The 22,735-nt window shown below is 69.2% G+C and carries 27 protein-coding genes; 4 read left to right on the forward strand and 23 right to left on the reverse strand.

The genetic code is table 11. The features are described from left to right. The first annotated feature begins 142 nt into the window (after positions 1 to 142). Positions 143 to 1,030 (forward strand): RNA polymerase sigma factor RpoH, encoded by an 888-nt coding sequence (rpoH, locus tag LC068_RS06505; protein WP_226635605.1) that lies wholly within the window; start codon positions 143 to 145, stop codon positions 1,028 to 1,030. Between the two features lie 11 nt (positions 1,031 to 1,041). On the opposite strand, the gene LC068_RS06510 is transcribed toward rpoH, so the two are convergent. The 16 genes from LC068_RS06510 to LC068_RS06590 all read right to left on the reverse strand — a co-directional run bounded on the left by LC068_RS06510 (position 1,042) and on the right by LC068_RS06590 (position 14,706). Then, positions 1,042 to 1,851: a response regulator gene (locus LC068_RS06510; protein ID WP_226635607.1), complete on the reverse strand. Its 810-nt coding sequence runs from the start codon at positions 1,849 to 1,851 to the stop codon at positions 1,042 to 1,044. A 67-nt stretch (positions 1,852 to 1,918) separates the two neighbouring features. Then, entirely contained in the window at positions 1,919 to 3,211 is a 1,293-nt protein-coding gene (locus LC068_RS06515) for an adenylosuccinate synthase (protein WP_226635609.1), read from the reverse strand. Positions 3,212 to 3,285: 74 nt separating this feature from the next. After that, positions 3,286 to 4,443 carry a phosphoserine transaminase gene (locus tag LC068_RS06520; protein ID WP_226635611.1) on the reverse strand — a complete coding sequence of 386 codons (1,158 nt, stop codon included), beginning with the start codon at positions 4,441 to 4,443 and terminating at the stop codon, positions 3,286 to 3,288. Next, positions 4,440 to 5,345, reverse strand: coding sequence for a DnaJ C-terminal domain-containing protein (locus LC068_RS06525; protein WP_226635613.1), 906 nt, complete (start codon positions 5,343 to 5,345; stop codon positions 4,440 to 4,442). Before LC068_RS06525 ends, LC068_RS06520 begins: the two co-directional genes overlap by 4 nt. Before the next feature lie 36 nt (positions 5,346 to 5,381). Beyond that, positions 5,382 to 9,143 (reverse strand): baseplate multidomain protein megatron, encoded by a 3,762-nt coding sequence (locus LC068_RS06530; RefSeq protein ID WP_264182210.1) that lies wholly within the window; start codon positions 9,141 to 9,143, stop codon positions 5,382 to 5,384. A gap of 15 nt (positions 9,144 to 9,158) precedes the next feature. Continuing rightward, on the reverse strand, positions 9,159 to 9,599 hold the full coding sequence (locus LC068_RS06540) for an NlpC/P60 family protein (RefSeq protein WP_226635616.1): 441 nt from the start codon (positions 9,597 to 9,599) through the stop codon (positions 9,159 to 9,161). After that, positions 9,596 to 10,255: a DUF2163 domain-containing protein gene (locus tag LC068_RS06545; RefSeq protein WP_226635618.1), complete on the reverse strand. Its 660-nt coding sequence runs from the start codon at positions 10,253 to 10,255 to the stop codon at positions 9,596 to 9,598. Before LC068_RS06545 ends, LC068_RS06540 begins: the two co-directional genes overlap by 4 nt. A 3-nt stretch (positions 10,256 to 10,258) precedes the next feature. Beyond that, entirely contained in the window at positions 10,259 to 10,873 is a 615-nt protein-coding gene (locus tag LC068_RS06550; protein ID WP_226635620.1) for a DUF2460 domain-containing protein, read from the reverse strand. Positions 10,874 to 10,884: 11 nt separating this feature from the next. Further along, entirely contained in the window at positions 10,885 to 11,415 is a 531-nt protein-coding gene (locus tag LC068_RS06555) for a phage tail tape measure protein (RefSeq protein WP_226635622.1), read from the reverse strand. Beyond that, a complete protein-coding gene (locus LC068_RS06560; protein WP_226635624.1) occupies positions 11,412 to 11,600 on the reverse strand; it encodes a phage tail assembly chaperone in 189 nt (62 codons plus the stop codon). Before LC068_RS06560 ends, LC068_RS06555 begins: the two co-directional genes overlap by 4 nt. Beyond that, on the reverse strand, positions 11,597 to 11,896 hold the full coding sequence (locus LC068_RS06565; RefSeq protein ID WP_226635626.1) for a GTA-gp10 family protein: 300 nt from the start codon (positions 11,894 to 11,896) through the stop codon (positions 11,597 to 11,599). Before LC068_RS06565 ends, LC068_RS06560 begins: the two co-directional genes overlap by 4 nt. Further along, a complete protein-coding gene (locus tag LC068_RS06570; RefSeq protein WP_209118446.1) occupies positions 11,896 to 12,306 on the reverse strand; it encodes a phage major tail protein, TP901-1 family in 411 nt (136 codons plus the stop codon). Before LC068_RS06570 ends, LC068_RS06565 begins: the two co-directional genes overlap by 1 nt. Before the next feature lie 25 nt (positions 12,307 to 12,331). After that, the gene (locus LC068_RS06575) at positions 12,332 to 12,730 is read right to left on the reverse strand and encodes a DUF3168 domain-containing protein (RefSeq protein ID WP_226635628.1); all 399 of its coding nucleotides are present in this window, start codon (positions 12,728 to 12,730) and stop codon (positions 12,332 to 12,334) included. Continuing rightward, entirely contained in the window at positions 12,727 to 13,014 is a 288-nt protein-coding gene (locus LC068_RS06580) for a phage head-tail adapter protein (RefSeq protein ID WP_226635631.1), read from the reverse strand. The genes LC068_RS06575 and LC068_RS06580 overlap by 4 nt, the downstream gene beginning before the upstream one ends. 17 nt (positions 13,015 to 13,031) lie before the next feature. Continuing rightward, on the reverse strand, positions 13,032 to 13,298 hold the full coding sequence (locus LC068_RS06585; protein ID WP_226635634.1) for a head-tail connector protein: 267 nt from the start codon (positions 13,296 to 13,298) through the stop codon (positions 13,032 to 13,034). A gap of 145 nt (positions 13,299 to 13,443) precedes the next feature. Further along, on the reverse strand, positions 13,444 to 14,706 hold the full coding sequence (locus tag LC068_RS06590) for a phage major capsid protein (RefSeq protein WP_226635636.1): 1,263 nt from the start codon (positions 14,704 to 14,706) through the stop codon (positions 13,444 to 13,446). Between the two features lie 47 nt (positions 14,707 to 14,753). On the opposite strand from LC068_RS06590, the gene LC068_RS06595 reads away from it, so the two are divergent. Then, complete coding sequence (locus tag LC068_RS06595; RefSeq protein WP_226635639.1) at positions 14,754 to 15,485, forward strand: hypothetical protein; 732 nt, start codon at positions 14,754 to 14,756, stop codon at positions 15,483 to 15,485. Positions 15,486 to 15,553: 68 nt separating this feature from the next. Continuing rightward, entirely contained in the window at positions 15,554 to 16,105 is a 552-nt protein-coding gene (locus LC068_RS06600; RefSeq protein ID WP_226635641.1) for a nuclear transport factor 2 family protein, read from the forward strand. Positions 16,106 to 16,644: 539 nt separating this feature from the next. Here the strand turns inward: LC068_RS06600 and LC068_RS06605 are convergent. Then, positions 16,645 to 17,217, reverse strand: a complete 573-nt coding sequence (locus LC068_RS06605) for a hypothetical protein (RefSeq protein ID WP_226635643.1) — start codon at positions 17,215 to 17,217, stop codon at positions 16,645 to 16,647. 172 nt (positions 17,218 to 17,389) lie between these two features. On the opposite strand from LC068_RS06605, the gene LC068_RS06610 reads away from it, so the two are divergent. Next, positions 17,390 to 17,950, forward strand: a complete 561-nt coding sequence (locus tag LC068_RS06610) for a hypothetical protein (protein WP_226635645.1) — start codon at positions 17,390 to 17,392, stop codon at positions 17,948 to 17,950. Here LC068_RS06610 and LC068_RS06615 read toward each other — a convergent pair. The 6 genes from LC068_RS06615 to LC068_RS06640 are packed head-to-tail and all read right to left on the reverse strand — an operon-like array spanning position 17,931 to position 22,723. After that, positions 17,931 to 18,407: an HK97 family phage prohead protease gene (locus LC068_RS06615; RefSeq protein ID WP_226635647.1), complete on the reverse strand. Its 477-nt coding sequence runs from the start codon at positions 18,405 to 18,407 to the stop codon at positions 17,931 to 17,933. The genes LC068_RS06610 and LC068_RS06615 overlap by 20 nt on opposite strands. Further along, the gene (locus tag LC068_RS06620; RefSeq protein ID WP_226635650.1) at positions 18,397 to 18,675 is read right to left on the reverse strand and encodes a hypothetical protein; all 279 of its coding nucleotides are present in this window, start codon (positions 18,673 to 18,675) and stop codon (positions 18,397 to 18,399) included. Before LC068_RS06620 ends, LC068_RS06615 begins: the two co-directional genes overlap by 11 nt. Then, entirely contained in the window at positions 18,672 to 19,838 is a 1,167-nt protein-coding gene (locus LC068_RS06625) for a phage portal protein (protein WP_226635652.1), read from the reverse strand. The genes LC068_RS06620 and LC068_RS06625 overlap by 4 nt, the downstream gene beginning before the upstream one ends. A 23-nt stretch (positions 19,839 to 19,861) precedes the next feature. Then, positions 19,862 to 21,094 (reverse strand): phage head spike fiber domain-containing protein, encoded by a 1,233-nt coding sequence (locus tag LC068_RS06630; RefSeq protein WP_226635654.1) that lies wholly within the window; start codon positions 21,092 to 21,094, stop codon positions 19,862 to 19,864. After that, positions 21,091 to 21,366, reverse strand: coding sequence for a spike base protein, RCAP_Rcc01079 family (locus LC068_RS06635; protein ID WP_226635656.1), 276 nt, complete (start codon positions 21,364 to 21,366; stop codon positions 21,091 to 21,093). The genes LC068_RS06630 and LC068_RS06635 overlap by 4 nt, the downstream gene beginning before the upstream one ends. Before the next feature lie 28 nt (positions 21,367 to 21,394). Continuing rightward, a complete protein-coding gene (locus LC068_RS06640) occupies positions 21,395 to 22,723 on the reverse strand; it encodes a DNA-packaging protein (RefSeq protein ID WP_226635658.1) in 1,329 nt (442 codons plus the stop codon). Positions 22,724 to 22,735 lie beyond the last annotated feature (12 nt).

The following is a 22,735-nucleotide window of genomic DNA, read 5'->3' on the forward strand; positions in this document are numbered from 1 at the left end:
CGCCCGGATGCGCCTGTGACAAAGCGCCTCTAGGCAAGGACGCAACGGATACCCACGTCGACTGTTGAGGGGTGAGGCGTCGGTGCACATTCGCGTGGCCGTCTCCGCAGGACCCGCTCGTTTCTGAGGTCGGAGGGACCATATGACTGCCAAGCCAAGCCTCGCGATCATGTCGCCGGAACAGGGACTGTCGCGCTATCTCTCGGAAATCCGCAAATTCCCCATGCTCAGCAAGGACGAAGAGTTCATGCTGGCCAAACGTTGGGGTGAGCATCAGGACACCGAGGCCGCCCACAAGCTCGTGACCTCCCACCTGCGCCTCGTGGCCAAGATCGCCATGGGCTATCGCGGCTACGGCCTGCCGATCGGAGAAGTGATCTCCGAAGGTAACGTCGGCCTCATGCAGGCCGTCAAGAAATTCGACCCGGACAAGGGCTTCCGCCTGGCCACCTACGCCATGTGGTGGATTCGCGCCTCGATCCAGGAATACATCCTGCGCAGCTGGTCGCTCGTGAAGATGGGCACGACCGCCGCGCAGAAGAAGCTGTTCTTCAACCTTCGCAAGGCCAAGAGCCAGATCTCGGCCTTCGAGGACGGCGATCTGCATCCCGAGCATCTGTCCGCCATCGCCACCAAGCTCGGCGTGTCGGAGCAGGAGGTGACGGACATGAACCGCCGCCTGTCGGGCGACGCCTCGCTCAATGCCCCGCTTCGCGCCGATGGCGAAAGCGAGTGGCAGGACTGGCTGGCCGACGACACGGCCATCAGCCAGGAGACGCAGCTCGCCGAAAGCGAGGAGCGCGACATCCGCGTGGGCCTCCTTCAGGAAGCCATGGAAGAGCTGACGGATCGCGAGAAGCATATCCTGACGGAACGCCGCCTCAAGGACGATCCGGTCACTTTGGAAGAGCTGGCCGGCCAGTACGGCGTCTCCCGCGAGCGCGTCCGCCAGATCGAGGTCCGCGCTTTTGAGAAGCTGCAGAAAGCCATGCAGGCCGCCGCAACCGAGCGCAATCTCGTCGACGCCTGACCCCTGACGGGTCAGCTGGCCTTTCTGGTGATTTCCCCGGGCTTCGGCAGCGCCAGAAGCTGACCGATCGGTGCGGCCAGCACCGCCTTGGTCATTCCGCCCTGCGCCAGCGTCACTTCCAGTGCGCCCACGGCCACGACCAGTCGGGAATCCGAGACCCTGAGCGCCAGCGCCTTCAGGGTCTCGGCCTGCTGGCGAATGGCGCGAACCGCTTGCGGCGGGTCGTTGTCGAACTGGTCCAGGGCCGCCGCCAGAATCTTCATGGCCTGGTCTCGTACCGCCACAGCCTCGGCCGCGGCGCTCTTGACCGTGTCGCTCTTACGCTTGGTCGGCCCGGAATACTCGCCTGAGTTGAAGCGTCGACGATCCGGCCCGACATAGCTCACGCCCTCGACCCAGTCGCGCGGCTTCAGCGCCACGTTCTCGACCCGCTTGATCAGGTCGGCACTGGTGAAGGGCTTGCGCAGAAACTCATGCACCCCCGAATCCCGCGCGCCCTTGATGGTCGAGGCCGTCGCTTCCGCCGTCACCATGATCACCGGCACACGGCGACAGGCGAGGTGCGAACGCCGAAGCGCCTTGGTAAATCCCTCGCCGTCCAGTTGCGGGCCAGACCGCTCGATGAAGATCAGCCCGGGATCCAGGGCACCAGCCATCTGCAGGCCGCGCGTATCGCTCGCCTCGACCGCCACCTCGCGGGCGCCTAGGCCCTTCATCAGATCGGTGATCAGGCGCGCAGCATGGGCATTGGGGTCAAGGATCAGCACCCGGCCCACAGTGGGCTCCAGACGTGCCAGAAAGCGCCGGTCGGTAATCAACACGCAAAGCCCCCATGGAGTGAACCGCCCACTCCTAACAACCACGCGTTAAAACCGGATTGAAACCGGTTCAGCCGTGAAAGGGGTCCTGCATCAGGATAGTGTCGTCCCGCTCGGGGCTGGTCGACAGGAGGGCCACCGGCGCCCCGATCAGCTCCTCGATCCGCCGCACATATTTGATGGCCGCCGCCGGCAGGTCCTTCCAGGAGCGCGCGCCCTGGGTGCTTTCCGACCAGCCCTCCACCTCTTCATAGATCGGCTCCACCTCGGCCTGGGCCTTGAGACCGGCCGGCAGATAGTCGAGCGTCTCACCCTGCACGCGGTAGCCCACGCAGATCTTCAGGGTTTCAAACCCGTCCAGCACGTCCAGCTTGGTCAGGGCGATGCCATAGATGCCGTTGATGGCGATCGACTGCCGCACCAGCACGGCGTCGAACCAGCCGCAGCGCCGCGCGCGCCCGGTCACCGTGCCGAACTCGCGGCCCCGTTCGGCGATGCGCCGCCCGTCGTCGTCGAACAGTTCGGTCGGGAAGGGCCCCTCGCCCACCCGGGTCGTATAGGCCTTCACAATACCCAGCACATAGCCGACCGAGCGCGGCCCCAGACCCGAGCCCGCCGCCGCCTGTCCCGCCACCGTGTTCGAGCTGGTGACGTAGGGATAGGTGCCGTGGTCAACGTCGAGCAACGAGCCCTGCGCGCCCTCGAACAGGATGCGCTTGCCGTCGCGGTGCGCCTGATCCAGCAGACGCCAGACCGGCTGACCAGCATACTTCAGGACCTCCGGCGCAATGGCCATCAGCTCGGCCTTGAGCGCGGGCACATCGACCTCCGGCAGGTCCAGCCCCTTCCGCAGGGCATTGTGGTGCGCCAGCAGGCGTTCGATCTTGGCATCCAGCGCGTCCGGGTCGGTCAGGTCGCCGACGCGGATCGCCCGGCGCCCGACCTTGTCCTCATACGCCGGGCCGATGCCGCGCCCCGTCGTGCCGATTTTGGTGGTGCCCGCCTGCGCCTCGCGCGCCTGATCCAGGTCCCGGTGCAGCGGCAGGATCAGACAGGCCGTCTCGGCAATGGTCAGCAGGTCGGAGGTGATCTCGACGCCCTGTCCCTCGATCCGGGCGATCTCGTCGCGCAGCGCCCAGGGGTCAATGACCACACCGTTGCCGATCACGGACGGCTTGCCCTGCACCACGCCCGACGGCAGCAGGCTCAGCTTGTACGTGACATCGCCCACGACCAGGGTGTGACCGGCATTGTGCCCCCCCTGGAACCGGACGACCCAGTCGGCCCGGTTCGACAGCCAGTCGACGATCTTGCCTTTGCCTTCGTCGCCCCACTGGGCTCCGACCACGGTCACATTCGCCAAGGGTCACTCTCCGCTTTCGACGCGGGCCGAGCCTATAGCCGGGGAATCGTCCGATGTCGCCTGAAGTCGGCGGATTATTCCGCCATCGCGACCGCAAACGCCCAGTCGAGCCAGGGCGTCAGCGCCCGGACATCCTCGACATCCACCGTACAGCCGCACCAGACGCGCAGACCCGCCGGCGCATTGCGGTGCCCCTCGATGTCAAAGGCCGCGCCTTCGTCCTCAAGCAGGGCCTTCATCCGTGTGACCAGTTCGCGCCGGGCCTCATCATCCATCGCCGCCACACGCGGATGGACGATCTTCAGGCACACCGAGGTCGTCGAACGGGTGGCCGGGTCCTCGGCCAGCCAGTCCACCCAGTCGGTCCGCGCGACCCATTCGTCCAGCGCGGCGGCATTCGCCTCGGTCCGGGTGATCAGGGCACCCAGCCCGCCTTCGGCCTTCGCCCAGACAAGCGCGTCGATCCAGTCCTCCAGCGTCATGACCGAGAAGGTGTTGATCATCGACCCGGTGGCCAGGGCCCGGTCGAAGCCGGTGTCATTCCTCAGCCGCAGCACCTTGGGCACCGGCCGCGGCGGCACGAACTGGTCCAGGCGCTCGATCGCGCGCGGAGACAGGGCCGCCATGCCCAGCCCGGCCTCGCCGCCCAGCGCCTTCTGGAAGCTGAAGGTCACCACATCCAGCCGGTCCCACGGCAGGGCCATGGCAAAGGCCGCCGACGTGGCGTCACAGATCACCAGCCCTTCCCGGTCGGTCGCAAGCCAGTCTCCACCCGGCGCCCGGACACCCGAGGTCGTGCCATTCCACGGAAAGACCAGATCGGCAGCGGGATCGACCCGGGTCACATCGGGGAAGCGACCCCAGGGCGCATCCAGAATCTCGGGCTGCAGGTTCAGGTGATCGCGCGCATCGGTGGCCCAGACCTTGCCGAAATTCTCGAAGGCCATGACCTGCACAGGGCGGGCACCCAGCAAATTCCAGAGCGCGGCTTCCACCGCCCCGGTGTCCGATCCGGGCACATAGACCAGTGCCCAGTCCTCCGGCACCTCCAGAACCTCCCGGCTCAGCGCCAGACCTTCGGCAAACCGGGTCACCACCTCGGGCGCGCGGATTCCTCGACCCAGCAAATCCGTGGGCAAGCCGTCGGCCGACCAGCCGGGCCGCTTGGCGGTTGGCCCCGACGAGAACCACGGCCGTGCAGGCTTCACATCAGGCTTGATCGGTCGGGTCACAGGGCCCGCTTCCGCAGAGCCTCGGCCGCTTTCGTCAGCTCGGGGACATCCTCGCCGGGCAGCTGGATCATCAGCCGGGCCTTCAGGTCCCCCCGGCGACCCCCGGCATAGGCGCCCTTGCCCTTCAGCCGCATGACCTGACCTGAGTTCGACCCCTTGGGCACGGTCAGGTTCACCACTCCGTCAGGCGTTCGCACGGCCACCTTGCCGCCCAGCACCGCATCGGCCAGCGGCACGGCCAGATCCATGGTCAGATCGGCCCCCTCGCGGTGGTACAGGCTGTGCGGCGCGATCTTCAGCTCGATCAGCGCATCCCCGGCCGGACCGCCCCGGGGCGAGGGCACGCCCTGACCCTTCAGCCGGATCACCTGGCCGTCGTCCGCCCCCTTGGGAATGGTCACGTCCAGCGTGCGCCCGTCCGAAAACTGGATGCGCCGCGTCGAGCCCTGGATTGAGTCCTCAAGACTGATTTCCAGACTGGCCCGGACGTCCTGGCCTCGCGTGGGCCCACGCCCGGCCCCGCCGCGTGGCCGGGCACCCCCGCCGCCGAACATGCCGCCCAGGATGTCCTCGAGGTCGATGTCGTCGAAGGTGGTCCTTGCCCCGCCGCCGCCGAAGCCCCCCTGACCGAAGCCGCCCTGCCCACGCGCCCCGCCGCTGAAGCCGCGATACTGCTCACGACCGTCCGCATCGATCTCCCCCCGGTCGAACTTGGCGCGCTTGTCCGCATCGCCCAGCAGGTCAAAGGCCGCCGTGATCCGCTTGAACCGATCCTCGGCCGCCTTATCGCCCGGGTTCTTGTCGGGGTGATAGTCCTTGGCCAGCTTGCGAAAGGCCTTCTTGATCTCGTCGGCGCTCGCGCCTCGTGACACACCCAGTTCCTGATAGGGATCGCCTGCCACGCCTGATCATCGCTCCTGATAGCTCAAGGCCATCAGTTAGGGCATGCCACCGCCTTCGCAAAGGGGCGCGTGCGCTTCCGGCCCCCATCCGCCCCGCCCCCGCGCCTGGGCCACGGCAAACCGCCCTTCGCTGCAGCCCTCCGGAAAATCGACTGCGCGATCCCCGGCCTCATAGATCCACCCTGCCGAGGTCACCTCGACCACGCGGCGCTCGGTCTCGCCATCCAGAATGCGGATGCGGAACCGGGTCGGGTCCACAGCCGCCGGCTCTCCCTCCCAGCTGTCGCCTCCCGAACGGACCCTCGGGATCCAGCTCAACCGCAGGTCGTCTTCCAGTGCCTCGACCTTCAGGTGCACCGGGGACCACGGACGTTCGGCGCGCCCCGTCTGCACATGGGTCAGCTGACTGACGAACGGCCCGGAGGGGGTTGCTCCTCCAGTCCCCGCCCGCCACAGCAGGGGCAGTCCCCATTCGTCTTCCCTCGCGCCGACGACTGCCAGACTGTCGTCCAGAAAGACCACCGCCGCCCCTGCGCCGGCACCGCTTGCGGCTTCCGGCTCGCCGCCGCCCTGACCCCTCAGCAGGCCCGACAGTCGCCAGACATCGTCCCCCAACATTTCGGCATGCCGATACTGCACGATCTCCCACCCGCTCTCCGTCTCCACGGCCAGCGCATTGGCCCCGCCCAGCACCGACAGCGCGTCCCGGCTCTCTGGCGTCCGGCCCTCCACCCTCAGGGTCAGCGCATGGCCTTCATCCCACCGGCCGCAAGGCCCCGGGGCAAGCGGTTCGGTCAAGGTCCCGACACCGGCCGGTGCTCCGACGACCGCCCGTTGCGTCTGGCTCAGGGCATCCGGACCGGCCGTGACGACATGCGGCGACCAGGGCTCGACCGCCACTGCAGCGACCATGCCTCCGCTGTCGCCGCGGCCCACAAGCGGCGGAAGCTCCAGCACCCGGAACCACGGCGCTCCGGCCGGTCCACCGGCATCGGGCGCGATCCAGACGTCCTCCACGTCCTCGAACTCCGGCGTCACCACCGGCGTCAGGACCGCGCGCGCCTCCTCATCCAGGGTCAGGCGTTCGACGCGCCACAGAGACACCTCGTCGCCGATCTGCACCGTATCGCCCGGCTCCAGCATCAGCGCCTGCAGGGGCCCCAGCTTGAGCGTCCGCCGCTCCGGCACCTCCAGCCCCGCGGCGACCCGGGCCGCGCATCGGCGCGCCTGTCGCTCGTCGCAGACAGCCGGCAGATCGATATCCAGCCCCGCAACGGCGTCGCCTCCGGTGTCGCGGCTCAGCGTGACCGACCCCGTCTGGTAATCCCGGGTCGCGCTCAGATAGCGCACCCGCACCCGATCCGGCGTCTCGTCGACAGTCCGGTCGCGCAGGTCCGCCCCACCCTCCTCGGGCAAGGCCAGGTCGGACGGCGCCAGATGCACCACAGGCCCGTCTCCCTCCGCCCTCAACGTCACGCGTCCGTCGGCCTCGGTGATGCCGAGCCCCAGCCCGGCCACCAGCGGCGTCAGCGCCTCGCGCACGCTCATGGGCCAGTCGATCACATAGCCGTCGATCCGGTCCGCAACCGATCCGATCTCCATCTCGTCGAGTAGCCCGGCCCGCCCGAGAAGGTCGCCCAGCAGACCCTCCGTATCGCCCAGCAGCCGCCCGTTCAGCCAGTGTCCTGCCCGCCACGCCCCGGCGTCGGCCCACAGGTCCCGACGCCCCGGAAAGGCCGGCCACGGCCGCGCGTCCCAGCACCAGGCGTCCGCCGCCTCCACCATCGGCCCGCCATAGACGGTCGAGACAGGATTCCTCTCGCCCGCAAAATGGCCCAGCACCGCCTCCAGCACCCGGCGCTGCATCCGGTCGTCCCGCCCGCCGGTCGAGCCGGGCGGCAGCGCATTCTCGGCGCTCTTCGGGTCCTGAAACAGATTGGGTGCATTCCCACCCCGGTCCACAGCGGCACAGCCGAACTCGGTCAGCCGGATCGGCTTCATGCCCGGCTGCCAGGCCGTCGGGGTCGCCGACCTTACTCCCCCGGGCCGGTCGTGGTGCGCATGGCTCCACCAGCCCGCCAGATCCTTGGCCCGGAACACCCAGTCCTCGCCGTGGGCCAGATCGGCAATCGGAGTCCGCAGCTGCGCCGCACGATCGGCCTCGCTGGTATAGTACCAGTCGAAATGCTCGCCCCCCGCCATCTGCATCGCCAGATAGGCAGGGTCGTCCGGCCCGGGATAGGTCGCTGCATCCAGACCGCCGTCACCCGCGCGCCAGTCGCCCAGCGGCGGGTACCAGTCGATGCCCACATAATCGAGCGCGGGGTGCGCCCACAGCGGGTCCAGGTGAAACACCACATCGCCCGAGCCGTCATCCGGTCGATGCCCTGAATACTCTGACCAGTCGGCGGCATAGGACAGCTTCACCGCCGGTCCCACCACGGCCCGGCACTCTTCCAGCAGGTCGCAGAAGGCCGCCACAGCCGGATAGCCCCCGCCAGCATCGCGCGCCGTCGTCAGGCCCCGCATCTCCGACCCGATCAACAGCCCATCGGCGCCGGTCTCGGCCACAAGCGCCGCATAGTGCAGCGCCATCCGCCTCAGCCCCCAGCCGTCGGCGGTTCCGAACATCTGCGCCACCTCGGCGCCCGTCGTCCCCGCACTCTCCACCGTTACCCGCCCCCGCCAGGGATAGGCCGCCTGCTCTCCGCCCCCATGGGGGTCCGGCAAGCCGTTCTCCGGCGGAATATCCATGAAGACGAAGGGATAGAGCGTGACCTCCAGCCCCCTCGCCTTCAGCTCGGCCACTGCCTGCCGGACGCTGTCGTCCGAGGGTGTGCCGCCATAGGCCGGGGTCCCGTCCACCTCGCTCACCAGATGCGCGCTCGCCCGGTCCAGTCCGGCCACCGACCAGACCAGCGGCTCGGTCGGCTTGTCGGTCCGTTCCACGCCCGGCCGGATTGTGCACTGCCCTGCCCTGAGGTCCGTCCCGAACCATCCAACCACCAGGCTCACCCGCTTCAGGTTCGGACAGGCCGCCTGCAGCTGGTCCAGCGACACGATCAGATCCGGCCGCCCCTCGACCGTGCTGACGTTCTCCGCCTCGGTCCGGGTCAGGCCCGCCCGCCGCAGCACCGGCTCGGTCGTCAGCACGAACTCTCCCGCCCCGGGGATCAGGCACACGCCCTCCAGCCGGTCCTCCAGTGTCGGTGCACCGCCTTGCGGCCGCCGGAATACCTCAAAGGACAGGTGCGGCACGCGATTGCCGAATGGCGCCAGAGGCATATCCTCGAACACCACATAGGCCGTCCCGCGACAGGCCGGTGCCGCGCCCGCCCCTTCCACTGCCTCGATCAGCGGGTCCGGCATCTGGTCTTCGGTGCCGCGATGGATGCGAAGCGTCGCGCCCGCCCGGTCCAGTGGCTGGCCGTCAGCCCATATCCGCCCGATGCCGTCGATCGGCCCTTCACAGACGGCCACGGCAAAGCTGAGCGAATAGCTGTAGGACTCGACCCTAGGTCCGCCCTTGCCGGCGCTTTCTTCGTGCCTTTGCTCCAGAAACCGCGCCGCCCAGATGACCTGCCCCGTCACCCTCGCCCGCCCCAGCGCCAGCGCCATGGGCGCGCCCTCGGCCGTTGACTGCAGCCGCAGGGCCTCCAGCCTCGGCCCCTTCTGGCGGACCGGCCCCAGACTGGCCACCAGTCGCTGGTCCAGCATGCTGCCCAGCGCCCGGCCGATCGCCTGCCCTACGCCGCCGCCCAGCGCCTGTCCCAGTCCGCCCAGTACCGCCTGCGCCATCGTCTCTCCTCGATTTCAGTCTGCCCGGACCGGCCAGGTGAAGGCAGCCGCCCGCCGCCTCAGCCACCAGTCGCCCATCCAGCTCTCGATCACCGACCGCCCCCAATAGGCGTGGATCAGCCGCGGCCCGGGCTCGCCGGTCGCGCTCAGGATTCCGCAGTGCTTGATCGGAACATCGGCCCGCATGCGGAACAGCAGCACATCGCCCGGCTGCGCCGCCGCGACCTCAATCTCGACCAGCCACCGCCGCGCCGCATCCCGCAGCGTCTCGGCCCCGCCTGCCTCGGCCCAGTCGGGGGAATAGGGTGGCAGCGTCTCGGGCTCCGGCCCGATCACCTCCCGCCACACGCCCCGCACCAGACCCAGACAGTCCGCGCCCTGTCCCTTCAGACTCGCCTGATGCCGATAAGGTGTGCGCAGCCAGCTGCGCGCGGCCACCAGTGCAGCCGTCCTCATCGACGGCTGCGGCCGTCATGCCGCCCTCCGTCCGCGGGCCGCGCCGCGATGAAGTCGTCGCCCGGAATGTCCGGAAAGCCGCGAAAATTGATCCCGTTCGCGAACGTCCCGGTGCAGGTCTCCCACCGCTTGTCGCACCGGACGCCCGGGTGCTCGGCCGTATCCACACCGCACCGGCTGTCCCCCAGTCGCGCGTCGCACAGCCGCCCATAGGTCCGGCCGATCCGGCGATCGAGGGCGGCCAGCGGCCCCTCCAGTTCAACCGTCAGCCGCCCGCCATCCCGGCGCAGGCCCCGGATGCTCCCGACCCACAGCCGCACCTTCAGCTCCGGCTCTGACCAGTCGACCCGCCACAGTTCCACCCTCGCGCGGTCGAACAGTCCGGCGTCGATGGCGGCGCCCGTCAGGCCCTCCCCCTCCCCGGCCCGAGACCCGCCCAGGGTCAGGCTGCCGGGTTCAAACCCCGCCTCGCCCTCGCGCACGCCCGCCTCGAACCCGTCGACTGGCGAACAGACCGTGCCGTCCACTTCCAGCGCCCGGTCGTGGTCGGTCAATCCCAGATGCACCCCGTCCGCCCGCGTAACTCGCCAGGCATGACACAGCGTCGCCGCGCCGGACTCGATCCGGGCGGCCATCTCCTCGGGAATCTGTCGCATGGCTCAGACCCGGATCTCGATCAGCGGCATGGCCACCATCCGCCCGCTGCCGAAGGTCTCCAGCGTGATCTCCAGCCGGTCGGCGTCGAACCGGACCGGCGTGTCGAACTGAAAACCAGCGGTGATCGGGGCCCCCTCCGCGGGCGCCACGTCAAAGGTGACCTCGCCGGTCGTCAGGTCGACGTCCCAGCCGCCGGCAACCTCCACACCGTCGACCGCCACCCGCACCGTCCCCTCCACCGGCTTGGCAATCGTCCGGACCTGCCCGCCATAGGTCTTGGCCAGCCGAAATCGCGTCTCCACCCCGTCCCCGGTCCCGATCTGCTGATCGCCCGGCCCAGGCTCCGCTCCGGGCGCGCAGGATTTGAAGTCGGCAAAGTCCCGAAAGCGGAAGCCGTACAGTCGCCCCTGTCGCGCTTCGAAAAAGGCCGTCAGCGCCGCCATGTCGTCCAGCGACCTCAGCCCCGCGCCGATCAGATAGCGCCGCCGCCCACTGGCCCACGGTGTCGACCGCCGTTCGTGACCGGACGCCAGCGTCACCACCTCGGTCCGACGCTCCACGCCCCCGGTCGAGCCGAACGCAAGGCGTGCTGGCAGGCTCACCTCATGAAAACTCATCGTGTGTCCCCTCAGTACCGGCGCGTGCCCAGCGCCACGGCGCGGGCGAGGGCCTGGGCGATCTGGGTCTCGGACCGCAACAGTCCCGGCGCCCCGCCTTCCAGCGTCAGATTGACGACCAGCCCGCCGCCCTGGACCGCATCCACAGTCCCGCTCTGGACCGGCCGGAACACCTCGGGCCCGTGTTCGCCGACCAGATAGGCGCCGCCGGGCACCACCGGCCCGCCGCTCGCCCGCGCCCCCGCGAATCCGCTCACCGCCTGCGCCAGCGCCTCGCCCAGGCCGCCCCCGCCCATCAGGGTCCCGACCGCCGCATTGGCCGCCGACAGGACCGCGCGGGCCAGCTCGCTCAGGGTGACTTCGCCGTCCGCCGCCGCCCGGGTGAGGGATGCCGCCAGACTTTCGCCCGCCCGGTCAAACGCCTGCTCGATCGAGCGGGCCGCCCGCTCGGCCGGCGCCTTCAGGCCCTCCAGCGCCGCTGCGGCCTCGGCCGCTTCCAGCGGCACGGTCTCCAGCCCCGACGGGCCAAAGCTGTCCGTCATTGTCTCGCCCCCTCATCCGGCCAGGCCCGGCACAACTGTTCGAATTCCGCCCGTCCGAGCGGCGAGGTCTGCCCCGGCGCCCGTGTCAGCGCCCGCCATTCCGCCACCGACAGACGCCAGAACGCGGCTGGCGTCAGGCCCAGCCGGACTGCGGCTTCCAGCCGCGCCGCCCAGTCCGGCGTCATTCCCCGACTGCCTCAAAGGCCCGGGCCACGGCCTCCGCTGCCGCCTGGGGCGAGACGGAGGCCTGCTCCAGCCGCGCCGCCAACTCGGCTTCACCGCCGCCGTTCAGAAGCGCGGCCAGCACCGCCATCAGATCCCGCGCTGTCGGTCGCCTCAGACGTTCGGCCAGGGCCTCGATGCCCGACACCTCCAGCGCCGTCTCGATCTCGGCCAGCGCTCCCAGCGTCAGGCACAGCCGTCGCGGCGCTCCGTCCAGTTCGACCAGCACCTCGCCGCGCGCGCCATTGGCGGTCCGCATCACAGCGCCTCAAAGGTCAGCTCGCCCGCACTGGCCAGGCTCAGCGCAAAGCTCGCCTCGCCGTCATGCTCCCCCGCATATTCCAGCGCCGACACGACGAACCGGCCCTGCAGACGGCCAAAGTCCGGAACGATCACCTGCCAGCGGTCCGTGCTCTGGGCGAAGAAGGCCTCGCGGATGCGGGCGTCCGCCGCCGAGTCGCGAAACACGCCCTGACCGGAAATAGCGGCGGTCCGCACCCCTGCCCCGGCCAACAGTTCGCGCCAGCGCCCGGCGCTGTCCGCATCCGTCACATCGACGGCCCGCGCATTCAGCGACACCGTCCGCGCCCTCAGCCCCGCCACCGTCAGAAAGGTGTCCGGGTCCGTCTCGATCTTCAGCAACAGGTCCTTGCCGCTCTGGGCTGCCATGAAATTCTCCTTGATTGGGTTGGGATCAGACCGCCTGGGTCACGGCCCTCAGGCGGATCAGCGCCCAGGTCACCGTCCCGTCATCGGCGGCCAGGACGTCGCTTTGCGGCACTTCAAGCGCCAGACTGCGGACGCCATCGGCTTCGATACTCGCGCCGGCCAGGCACAGGCGTACCGCCGCCGCCACGGCCCGCGCCTCTTCCGTGCCGGCAAAGCGCGACACGACGATCAGGCTCAGCTGGTGCTCCATCGCGCCACCGCCGCCGGCCAGCGGGCGCACCGTGCCCCGTCCCAGCCGGATGTGCGGACAGGCGGCCTCGGGCGGCGCAGCATCCCAGACCCGCCCCCCGATCAGGACCGCCAGCGTGGCATCGGCCTTCAGGCGCGCGATCAAACCCTTCTGCAGGGCCAGGTCATCGCTCACGACAGCCGCTCCAGATCCAGTTCGAAATCGGTGCGAACCGTCGCCACCGCGACGATGCGCCAGTTGGCCCCCTCGAAGGCCAGCACCCGCCCCGCCGTCAGACGCGGATCGGGCGCGCTGATGGCCCGCCGCCCCTCAATGCGCCTCTGCCCGTCGGGGCCGGACCTCTGGCGGGCCCGCGCCGGGCCTCGGGCCAGCCACACGGTCCCCAGTGGGTCATAGGACCGGGCCTGGCCGCCATACGGGGTCTCAGACAGGGTGACGGCGAACAGTTCCGCCAACACCCGCCGCGTCGCCGCCGTCACAGCCGCACCGCGCGATAGGGGGCGATCCACGCCTCGACTGCGGCCGACGACACCTCTCCCGGCCCGCGCTCGTACGCGATCAGGGTCAGCATCATTACCGCCAGCCTCAGCGGCGCCGGGCTGGCGGCATCCAGTGCCTTGCCCACCTTCCCTTCCACCCGCGCCTGCGCGGCCTCAATCAGGGTCTGGATCAGACCATCCTCGCCATCATGCCCGACGCGCAGAAAGGCCTTCGCCTCGGCCAGGGTCACCGGTGCGGTCATTGATTTCTCGCTTCGCTTGAAAGTGGCGAGTGTCGAGCCGCGAGTGGCGAGTTCGCCTGCTCACTCCCGACAGCTCGCGTCGCACTCGTTCGGCCAGCGACGAGCGGCTCTCGCCACTCGTCACTCGCCACACGTCACTCCGCGTCTACGACGCGGCGAACTTCATCACCTTGATGGCGTCGAAATTCTGCACCCCGCCGCCCACGCGCTTGGTCGTGTAGAACAGCACATAGGGCTTGGCCGAATAGGGGTCGCGCAGCACCCGCACCCCCGCCCGGTCGACGATCAGATAGCCGCGCTGAAAGTCGCCGAACGCAATCGCCGCGGCGTCCGCGCCAATGTCCGGCATGGTCTCGATCTCGGTCACCGGATAGCCCAGCAGGCTGGCGGTATCCCCCGGCCGCTGGGCCGGCTGCCAGATATAGTTGCCGTCCCCGTCCTTGAATTTGCGCACGGTCGAGACCGTCCGCCGGTTCATGACGAAGCGCGCATTCGGCCGGTACAGCGCCTTGGGCGCATAGACCAGATCGATCAGCCGGTCGGTCGGGTTCGAGGCGGGAAAGGCCCCGGCCGCGCCACTGGCGACGTAGCCGATCTCGCCCCACTCCTGATCGCCGTCGTCGACCAGATCATAGTCGAGGAAACCGCGCGGTTTGTTCACCCCGTCGCCGTTGACGAAGGCCTCGGTCTCCTGGGCGGAAAAGGCATCTTCCACCTCGGCCGCCAGCCATTCGTCCAGATCGATCAGCGCGTCATCCAGCAGGCTCTGGGTCGCAGCCGGACAGGCGTAGAGATCCGCCGACGGGAACTCCAGCAGCGCAAGCGTCGCCGGATCGGTCTCGGGCCGCGCGGCCGTCTCGGCCACCCAGCCGGCCTCAACGCCCGCAGTCGACACGGGCTTGCGGAACACGCCCGAGCCCACCGTTCGCACCGTCGCGATCTCCCGCATCGGCGAGCCGGCCATCAGGCGTCGTTCAATCGCCCGCTCCGTCTCCGGCGGCACCACATAGCCGCCCGAGCTCGGCCCCGACGACAGCCCGGCCTTCAGCTCCAGCCCCAGGGTCGAACCACCCGTCATATAGGCCGCAAACGCCGACTTCCTCTCCTCCGCGACCGTGGATCCTCCCCCGTTCACGGGGGAGGGGGACCGCGAAGCGGTGGAGGGGGCGGCCTCAAGCACCGGTCGCCTCGCATCGCTCAGCGCCCGGTCCAAACGCGCCTGCGCCGAGCCCACCGCCGCGTCGATGCGCGCTACCTTCTCCTCCAGAAGGGTATCGGCCGACGCCTTCTTCTCCAGCTCGGCCAGCCGCGCATCATTGGCGCCCTTGAAGGCTTCGAACGCGGCCATGACTTCATGCATGGCGGCGCGCGTCTCGGGCATGCCCGAGACGGTCTTGGTCTCTCTCATGGTGTCTCCAGTTTCAGAAAACCGCTCGTCGCGGTTAGGGTAGGCGGATGGACGAGCGCCCTCCCGCCACAGTGTCATCCCGGCATGTTGCCAGGCTGGTCGCCTGTCTGTCGGTCGCCTGCCTCTTGGCCGGCGTGCTGACGCCCGCGCCGGTTGCGGCCCAGGTCGCCCCCGACTTCGACATGGTCGAGGAGTTTCAGGACTTCTGTCTCGAGCCGGACGGCAACCTTGAATGGGCCGAGGAGTATGCGGTCGACTACGGCTACGTCCCCGCCCAGGAGCGGGCCGAGGCCTTCAGACCCCTCGGCAACGACAGCCATGCCAGCTACAACTTTGTCTGGGCCCGCGAGGTGGACGGCCATGACGTCCAGCTTCTTGTCCGCCCTGCCGCCTTCATTGGTGCAGGCCCGGTCACAGCCTTCTTCAACATGTGTTCGATCGCGGCTCGCGGTGAAAGCCGGTCGGCGATTCAACGACGCATGGCCCGCCTGCTCGGCATGGACTCCTTCCGTCAGAAGGACACCTCGGTGTTCGCCTGGATACCCGAGGGTGAGGACCGCCGACCAATCCGCCGCAATGCGTTTGAGAATGCCGGATCCGTGGCGCACTTCGAGCGCGGCATGCGGATGGTCACTCTCGCCCAGAACGACGACCAGATAATTCTGACCTACTTCGCCCCCGGCCGGGACTGCCGTGTCCTCACGGTCTACAGCCCCGACGAACCCAACATCTACTGCGACCGGGTCGAAGACCGTCGAACATTCCGCCGGCGACAGTAGGGCATCTCCTGTCTTCCCATCCGCCGCCCGGTGCGGCAGTCTCGCCCCTCCTGAGGGAGGGAAATCTCATGCGTGCATCCACACTCGCCGCCGCGCTCTTGCTCGCGCTGGCTTCACCTGTCGTCGTTCACGCCCAGGAGGCCACCCCCGCGGTCGCCCCGGCCCCCGCCGCCGATCCCGCCGACGTGGCCTCGCCCGAGGCCATCATCGACGCCGTCTATGAGGTCATCTCCGGCGACGCCGGCGTGGCCCGCGACTGGGACCGTTTCCGCTCCCTCTTCCACCCGACAGCGCGGCTGGTGCCGTCCGGATTCAATCCCGCCGGCGACATGGTCGTGCGCGTCTGGACACCCGAGGAATACATCACCATCGCCGGCCCCCAACTGGAACGCGGCGGTTTCCACGAGCGCGAGATCGCCAGCCGCACCGAGCGGTTCGGCTCCATGGCGCACGTCTTCTCGACCTACGACAGCCGGCGCTCGGCCGACGACGCCGAGCCCTTCGCGCGCGGCATCAACAGTTTCCAGCTGGTGTACGATGGCACGCGCTGGTGGATCCTCAGCATCTACTGGACCGGCGAGACCGAGGCTTCGCCGATCCCCGCAGAGTATCTGCCGTAGCGCTGCTCCTTGGCAGGGGGATCAGCTGTCACGCATTAATCATCGCAAATGTAAGGTGTCGCCAGCTTCCCGTTTTCAACTAGGGCGTGGCACCCAGGTGTGTACCGGCGCGGCTCGCAGCGCCCCTCAGCTTCCGTGCCAATCCGGCCCACCAAGGGCTCCGTCGGGGCTTCCGCGAGGCATCGACCGGTACAATCCGACGCACTGCTGCAGACGTTTCCTGCATCAGCATAGTCGATCTGACAGATAGGAAAGCCGAACGCGGACACACTCTCGTAGCCCCCTGAAGCGCGACACGCGGTCCGCTCAGCGGGGTTTAGGCCACGCTCTCTAGGGTCTGCGCAGCTGGCTGCAGAGAATGCTAAGGCGACAAATGCAACTACGATCAAATGCCTCATGAAGAGACCATTGGCATCAGACCATGACGGGCGCAAACCTCCCACCATTCCGGCGTCCCCCTTGTTTCGTCCTACTCGGGCTCGACCCGAGTATCGGTCCGGGCAGACGGCCAGCCGACCGCAGTGGCACCGATCCCCGGATCAAGTCCGGGGATGACGGCTTTTGCCCTGACGCTCGCGTGCGGCCCGGTCGAACAGGGCCGCCGCGACCAGCCAGCCGGCCATGAAGATCAGGGTCACGCCCAAGGGCAGGTCCTGCTCCGTTGCACGGGCATAGACCGCCAGTCCGCCCTGTCCCGCCGCGAGCGCCAGCATCAGCAGGCTCATACCCCGCGCCCGGAACTGGGCGGCCAGGGTTCCCACGGCGGCCATGACCACCAGCGGCCACACCCAGACATTGGCCGGATTGTCCTCGGCCCCGATCAGGCCGACCGCCAGATTGCCGACAACCAGCACAAAAGTCGTGCCGATCGCGACCGCCGCGCCCATCCGGAACATCAGGCTCTCCGACGCGCGCAGCACCAGTTCCCCGACCCCGCACGCGACGGCCAGCAACACGCCCATCAGGGCAAAATCATACAGGCTCCACTGCACCTCACCGGTGAACTGCATCGCCGCCGCCGGCGCCAGCAACAGGGCCGCGGCCCCGCCCCACATCACCGTCCGCAACAGGTTCGTCTGTCCGTTCACCAGCTTCACCGTCTCTCCACTCATGTCCGTCTCTCCCAGGGCTGAAGTTGAGCCGTCACCGTGCCCCCCTCGTCCCTGAGCGTCCTGAGCGAACCCTGAGCAGACTCTGAAATCAACGCCACACCCGGCCAAACTGGAAACCGGCGGAACCTGCCACTAGTCTCCTGACCGGGCAGCCATTCGTCGGGGGGAGACAATGAACAGCTCGGCACACCTTCTTGTCCTGATGTCGATCATCCTGGGGCTCGGCATCCGCGACCTGCTGGTCGGCGGACGTGCCGCCGCCATTGATCGACCGCGCGAGGATCTGGCCCTCCTGCCGTTTCTCGCCGGTCTCCTCGTCCTGCTCGCGACGGTCCAGTTCTGGTGGTACCTCTTCATCGTCGCCAACCGCGATGTCTGGGGCGCCAACTTCTTCCTCTTCGCGACCGTGCTCCTGCGCCCGGCCCTTCTGTTCCTCAGCGCTGCCTCGGTATTTCCACCTGCGGGCCAGCCCGGCAATCTGGCGGATCACTATTTTCGCAATCGCGGCTTCATCTATCTGCCGCTGGCCGCATTCGAGCTGCACAATCTCGTGGAGTCAGCCACCAACCTCGGCACGCTCCGCCACGCGGCTCACATCTTCCACGTTCTCTTCACCCTCGCCTGCGTGATTCTGGCCTTCTCGTCCAGCCGCAAGTGGCACCGCGTCCTGCTCAGCCTGCTGCTGATTTCGGCCCTCCTCTTCATCGGAGTCTTCAGCCTTCGCCTGACGTGAACCGCGCGCCCGGCAGCATCGGAAAGGTCACCAGCGACACCTCCCACAGATCGACTTCGGCCAGCACCCGCAGCCGCCCGTCGCGTCGCGCTCTCACCGCGCGAAAGCCGATCGACAGGCCGTCGAGACAGCCAGCCCGGACCAGCGCCGCCGCCATCCGGCCTTCGGGCGTCAGACCCAGAATCCGGCCTTCGACCTTCAGCCCACGGTCGTCCTCTTCGATCCGGGTCCACACCCCGACCGGCGTCCGTTCGCCGTGCTGGTACAGCATCCGCACCCCGCCTGGCCCGCGCCGCGCGACGCTGGCGGCAAACGCTCCGGGCACGACGACATCCCCCGCCAGATCCGCGACACCCCACAGCGAGGCATAGCCGGTGATAAAGAGTGACGAGTGACGAGTAGCGAGTGGCGAGGGCAGTGTCGGCTCGTCATCCACCGCCCGGGCGTCAGAAGCCATCGGCCTGCTCCTCGCCGGACGCGCTCGTCACACGCCACTCGCCACTCGTCACTAAAACCCTCTCAATCCGCTCCACCGCCCGCCGCGTCGCCAGGCTCTGCTCCTCCAACCGGGCCAGCCGTTCGGCCACCAGACGCTGCTCGCCGACCTGCATCTCCAGCGTCTCGATCCGGGCCGCCGCCCCGCCCGCCCAGATCAGACCGCCGACGGTCTGCAGGATCAGCATGCTCCCCAGTGCCAGCGCCGCGCGTTTCAGCTCACTGTTCACAGGCCCACTCCCGCCATCTGCCGACGTTCGTCCTCGGTCAGGAAGCTCGCCGCATTCAGCCGCGCCCACAGCGCATCGCGCTCGGGCGACAGCGCCGGCACAGCCTCCAGGTCCGGTTCGATCCGGCATCCAGGCAGGCGCGGCGACAGCCAGGCGGTCAGGGCCCCGGCGGCCTTGCGCACCAGCGGCACCACCGTCTGCCGCCAGAAGGCGACATTGGCCTCGCGATAGTTGGCATAGGTCGCATCCCCCGGAATCCCCAGCAGCTGCGGCGGAATCCCGAACGCCAGGGCGATCTCGCGTGCCGCCGCATGCTTGCCGGCGATGAAGTCCATCTCGGCGGGCGTCAGGCTCATGGGCTTCCAGTCCAGCCCGCCTTCCAGCAACAGCGGCCGACCGGCATTGGCCGGCCCCGCATGCGCCTCGCCCAGCTCCGCCTTCAGCCGCTCGAACTGTTCGGTGGTCAGCCGCTCACCGTCCCGGCTGGCATACACCAGCGCCCCGCTCGGCCGCGCGGCATTGTCCAGCAGCGCCTTGTTCCAGGCCCCCGACGCATTGTGCACATCGATGGCAAAGGCCGCGGCCTCCAGCGGCGAAAAGCCGTAGTGGTCGTCCGTCGGATGAAACAGCTTCAGATGCATCACCGGCATCCAGCCGTCGGCCTCGCGTCCGATCCGGACCGACCGCCCGCCCAGCCCATAGTCATAGGCCTCGGGCCAGCCATGCCGTCCCGGTACCACCTTCACCCGGTCAGGCCGCAGCGACCACAGCTCCTCCGGCAGACCCGCGTCGCCGCCGCCGGCCCCCTCGACATAGGCATTGCCCGCCGCCTGCAGGGCCCCGTACAGCCCTTCCAGAAACTCCGGCCCCGACTGCTCGGGATTCGGCCGGGCCAGCAGCTGCGCCAGACCGTGGTCGCGGCACTTCACCTCGCCGTCGAACACCGCCAGCGGCACTGACGCCGCCGCCTCGGCGATCATGCGGATGGCGCGATAGGCCACCGGATTCTTGCCGAACCCCTCGCGCGCCAGGGCGGCATAGTCGCGCGGCGTCCAGCGCGGACGCCCGCCTCCGGTCAGGGCGATCAGCGGCCCCGTCCGGCTCTCCTTGGTTTCGGGCACGACTGTCGTACCCCGGCGCAGGCGCCAGCGGGACCAGACCATCTCCGTCTCCTTGATCGTGAAAATCAGGCGCTCAGCGCCACAAGCGCGGCATCGACGCGCGCGACCGGCCGGACCTCCAGCCGCTGCAAACAGCCCCCCAGCTGGCCGGTCCCGCCCGCGCCCGCCCCCAGCGTCAGCCGGGACAGCCCTTCCGGAGCCGTGCCCGAGGTATCCGCTGTCGACAGCACCCCGTTCCGCGCCAGTCGAAAATCGTTCAAGCGCGAGCGCAGGGCCACGCCCTGCCCCACACCGCTCGCCGCTGCTCCGGCCACGGTCAGCCGCGCCTGCTCGACACCGCTGCTCAGAACACGGCCCCCGATCAGTCCATCCGGATTGCCGATCTCAAGCGCACCCGTCCCGGTTCCATCGTCCAGACAGGCCGCCCGACGGCCATTCGCCAGCACGCCGCTCCCCCCGCCGTTCAGGGTGAAGTCCGCCACCAGGGTCGCCTCGGCCATCGGCACCATATCCGTCAGCCGCGCCACGTCCGCACTCCGCCCGGCGACTGCGCCGGTCGTGACGATTGGACTGGTGGCCAAGGCCCCGACCTCAAGCTGAAAGCCACAGAATTTCAGGCTCCGTGTGCTCTGACCGCCATAGCGGATCACACCCCCGTGGGCGGCGGGCGAGGCGCCGGTCACTGTCGTCCCCCACACCCGCCAGACGTGGCCAGACAGGGCCTCCATACCGAACACGCCGCTCACAATGCCGCCGCCCAGGACCAGACAGAAGTCACCCGTGGCGCTGCTCGCGCTCACCACCGGCGGCGACCCGTCGGGCGTCTCCACCCACATCTGGATCGTGCAGGTCGTCGCGGCCGGCACACTGGCGCCTTGATAGGCATAGGCCGCCCCGCCGCTGTTGCTCAGCGCCAGCCAGCTCAGCCCGGCGAGGGGCGGCACTGACGGCTCGGTCGCCAACGAGACATTGGTATTGCTCGCCAACTGCCCCACCGTGGGACCGAACCGGGCGAACAGATTGGTCGAGGCCGGCTCGCACCACAGGCCCATATCGGTCCGACGCGGCGTGTGCGCCGGGAAGCTGGCATAGGTCCCGTCAACCCGTCGCCCCCACGCCGTGCCCGCCCGGCTGTAGCTCCAGCCCGGCAGGGCCGTCAGTCCTTCCAGCGGCGTCCCGTCCCACACATGCTGGTCGGTTCGCAGATCCAGCACAAAGCCGGGCTCCGGCCCCACGCTCGCGCCCGGCGCCTGCCGCAGGGCCAGGCCCGCCGGCGTCAGATCGACCCCCAGCCTCATTCCGACAGCGCCACAATGTCGTCGGCGGTCGTCCCGCTCTGCAGGACCCGGCGCACCTGCACGGCGACGTAGCCGACCGGGTGGTTCTTCAGCATCACGGCCAACGTCCCGCCCGCCGGGATCACCGTCAGGTCGCCCGCCGTCCCGACATAGAGCGCCTTGGCCCAAGGGGTCAGATCGGCGCCGTCGTCGGGCGTCACGGTCGCGGCCATCCGGGCCGGGGCCGCGGCCGTGGGCGCATGGGTGCGATAGGCGTCGGGGCTCGACGTCATGGCGGTCTCCTTCAGGGTCGATGAGGGGCTACAGCGCGCGCAGTCGCGGCTCGGCCCGGGTTTCCAGCATCAGATGGGTGATCGCCCACACCAGGGCGTCGGCGCGGTCCGGACTGGCGCCCGCCTCCCCGCTGCCGAGAGCCATCATGTCTTCTTCCAGCGCAGGGAGGGGCGCGCAGTGCACCACCCGCCCCTGTTCATAGAGGGCCGCGACCGGCTCGGCCCGCGCCCGCTTCGAGCGCGTCGCATGCACCGACAGGACCGGACATCGGCATCCGCCCTGTACCAGCAGGGTCCGCACCATATCCCCGCCCTGATTGACCTCGGCGATCACGGCCGCGGCCTGCTCGCGCCGCACCACCTCGGCCACGATCCGGGCCCAGGCGGCGGGCGACCGACCCCGAACCGTCTCGTCGGCCAGCACATAGGCCCGGCGATCCCGCCGCCCGGCCACCACGATTCCACAGGCATCGCCATGGGCGGTCGCCGGCGGGTCCACCGCCACTACCACCCGGTCCAGCGTCACAGGACGACTGCCCCTCGCTCGCGCCAGATCCTCGGCCCGGAACAGCGCCCCGTCGGTCTCGATGATCCGGCCGTCCAGCTCCTGTGCCTCCAGCCGGGTTCCCGCATAGAGCGCCTTCAGATGGTCCAGAAACCCCGGCGCCAGATTGCCCGCATTCACGGCCGTGCCGGCCCGGCTGACCTCCAGACCCGGCTCGGCCAGCAGCCGCCTCAAGGCAGGCATGGGACGGGGCGTTGTCGTCACCACCAGTTGCGGGGCCTCGCCCAGCCGCAGCGCAAATCTCAATGTGTTCAGCGTCCGCTCCGGCGTCCGCCAGGCGCAGAATTCGTCCACCCAGGCCGCATGAAACTGTGGCCCCCTCAGCGCGTCGGGGTCTTCGGCCGAATAGGCATAGGCCACCGATCCGTTCTTCCACTTCAGCCGCCGTCGACTGGCCTCCCACACGGGCCTCTGGTCAGCGGGTCCGAGGTTCCGTAGCCCCGAAGCCCCTTCGATCATCACCTCGCGCACGTCGTGAAGCGCCGGCCCCACGAGGGCCAGAACCCGCTTTTCACCCAGCGCCACCCGGTTCAGCCACCACGCGCCGGCATAGGTCTTCCCCGATCCCCGCCCGCCCAGCAGCACCCAGGTTCGCCAGTCCACCGGCGGTCCGACCTGGTGATCGTGAAGCCGCGGCAGGCTCGCAATCGCCCGCTTCAGTTCCTTCCGGGTCAAGTCCTCGGGCCGCACGGAGTCGTCCCACGGCAGCCCGATGGTGCTCCATGCGGGATCGCAGCTCGGCCCGCAGGGCGTCCATTGCGGCGGGGTCGTCGGTGTCACCGGTCTCGTCATCCCCCTCCCCGC

The sequence above is a fragment of the Brevundimonas poindexterae genome (assembly GCF_020524625.1).
Lineage (GTDB): Bacteria > Pseudomonadota > Alphaproteobacteria > Caulobacterales > Caulobacteraceae > Brevundimonas > Brevundimonas poindexterae_A.

What these genes read in the sequence shown, in the direction of transcription:
- LC068_RS06625 (WP_226635652.1), bottom strand. Translation starts at nt 19,838, where the DNA reads ATGGTCTGGTCCCGCTGGCGCCTGCGCCGGGGTACGACAGTCGTGCCC.
- LC068_RS06605 (WP_226635643.1), bottom strand. Translation starts at nt 17,217, where the DNA reads ATGAGTGGAGAGACGGTGAAGCTGGTGAACGGACAGACGAACCTGTTG.
- rpoH (WP_226635605.1), top strand. Translation starts at nt 143, where the DNA reads ATGACTGCCAAGCCAAGCCTCGCGATCATGTCGCCGGAACAGGGACTG.
- LC068_RS06635 (WP_226635656.1), bottom strand. Translation starts at nt 21,366, where the DNA reads ATGACGTCGAGCCCCGACGCCTATCGCACCCATGCGCCCACGGCCGCG.
- LC068_RS06585 (WP_226635634.1), bottom strand. Translation starts at nt 13,298, where the DNA reads ATGACCGCACCGGTGACCCTGGCCGAGGCGAAGGCCTTTCTGCGCGTC.
- LC068_RS06530 (WP_264182210.1), bottom strand. Translation starts at nt 9,143, where the DNA reads ATGGCGCAGGCGGTACTGGGCGGACTGGGACAGGCGCTGGGCGGCGGC.
- LC068_RS06555 (WP_226635622.1), bottom strand. Translation starts at nt 11,415, where the DNA reads ATGACGGACAGCTTTGGCCCGTCGGGGCTGGAGACCGTGCCGCTGGAA.
- LC068_RS06610 (WP_226635645.1), top strand. Translation starts at nt 17,390, where the DNA reads ATGAACAGCTCGGCACACCTTCTTGTCCTGATGTCGATCATCCTGGGG.
- LC068_RS06615 (WP_226635647.1), bottom strand. Translation starts at nt 18,407, where the DNA reads ATGGCTTCTGACGCCCGGGCGGTGGATGACGAGCCGACACTGCCCTCG.
- LC068_RS06595 (WP_226635639.1), top strand. Translation starts at nt 14,754, where the DNA reads ATGGACGAGCGCCCTCCCGCCACAGTGTCATCCCGGCATGTTGCCAGG.
- LC068_RS06600 (WP_226635641.1), top strand. Translation starts at nt 15,554, where the DNA reads ATGCGTGCATCCACACTCGCCGCCGCGCTCTTGCTCGCGCTGGCTTCA.
- LC068_RS06565 (WP_226635626.1), bottom strand. Translation starts at nt 11,896, where the DNA reads ATGCGGACCGCCAATGGCGCGCGCGGCGAGGTGCTGGTCGAACTGGAC.
- LC068_RS06590 (WP_226635636.1), bottom strand. Translation starts at nt 14,706, where the DNA reads ATGAGAGAGACCAAGACCGTCTCGGGCATGCCCGAGACGCGCGCCGCC.
- LC068_RS06640 (WP_226635658.1), bottom strand. Translation starts at nt 22,723, where the DNA reads ATGACGAGACCGGTGACACCGACGACCCCGCCGCAATGGACGCCCTGC.
- LC068_RS06570 (WP_209118446.1), bottom strand. Translation starts at nt 12,306, where the DNA reads ATGGCAGCCCAGAGCGGCAAGGACCTGTTGCTGAAGATCGAGACGGAC.
- LC068_RS06545 (WP_226635618.1), bottom strand. Translation starts at nt 10,255, where the DNA reads ATGCGACAGATTCCCGAGGAGATGGCCGCCCGGATCGAGTCCGGCGCG.
- LC068_RS06540 (WP_226635616.1), bottom strand. Translation starts at nt 9,599, where the DNA reads ATGAGGACGGCTGCACTGGTGGCCGCGCGCAGCTGGCTGCGCACACCT.
- LC068_RS06630 (WP_226635654.1), bottom strand. Translation starts at nt 21,094, where the DNA reads ATGAGGCTGGGGGTCGATCTGACGCCGGCGGGCCTGGCCCTGCGGCAG.
- LC068_RS06560 (WP_226635624.1), bottom strand. Translation starts at nt 11,600, where the DNA reads ATGACGCCGGACTGGGCGGCGCGGCTGGAAGCCGCAGTCCGGCTGGGC.
- LC068_RS06550 (WP_226635620.1), bottom strand. Translation starts at nt 10,873, where the DNA reads ATGAGTTTTCATGAGGTGAGCCTGCCAGCACGCCTTGCGTTCGGCTCG.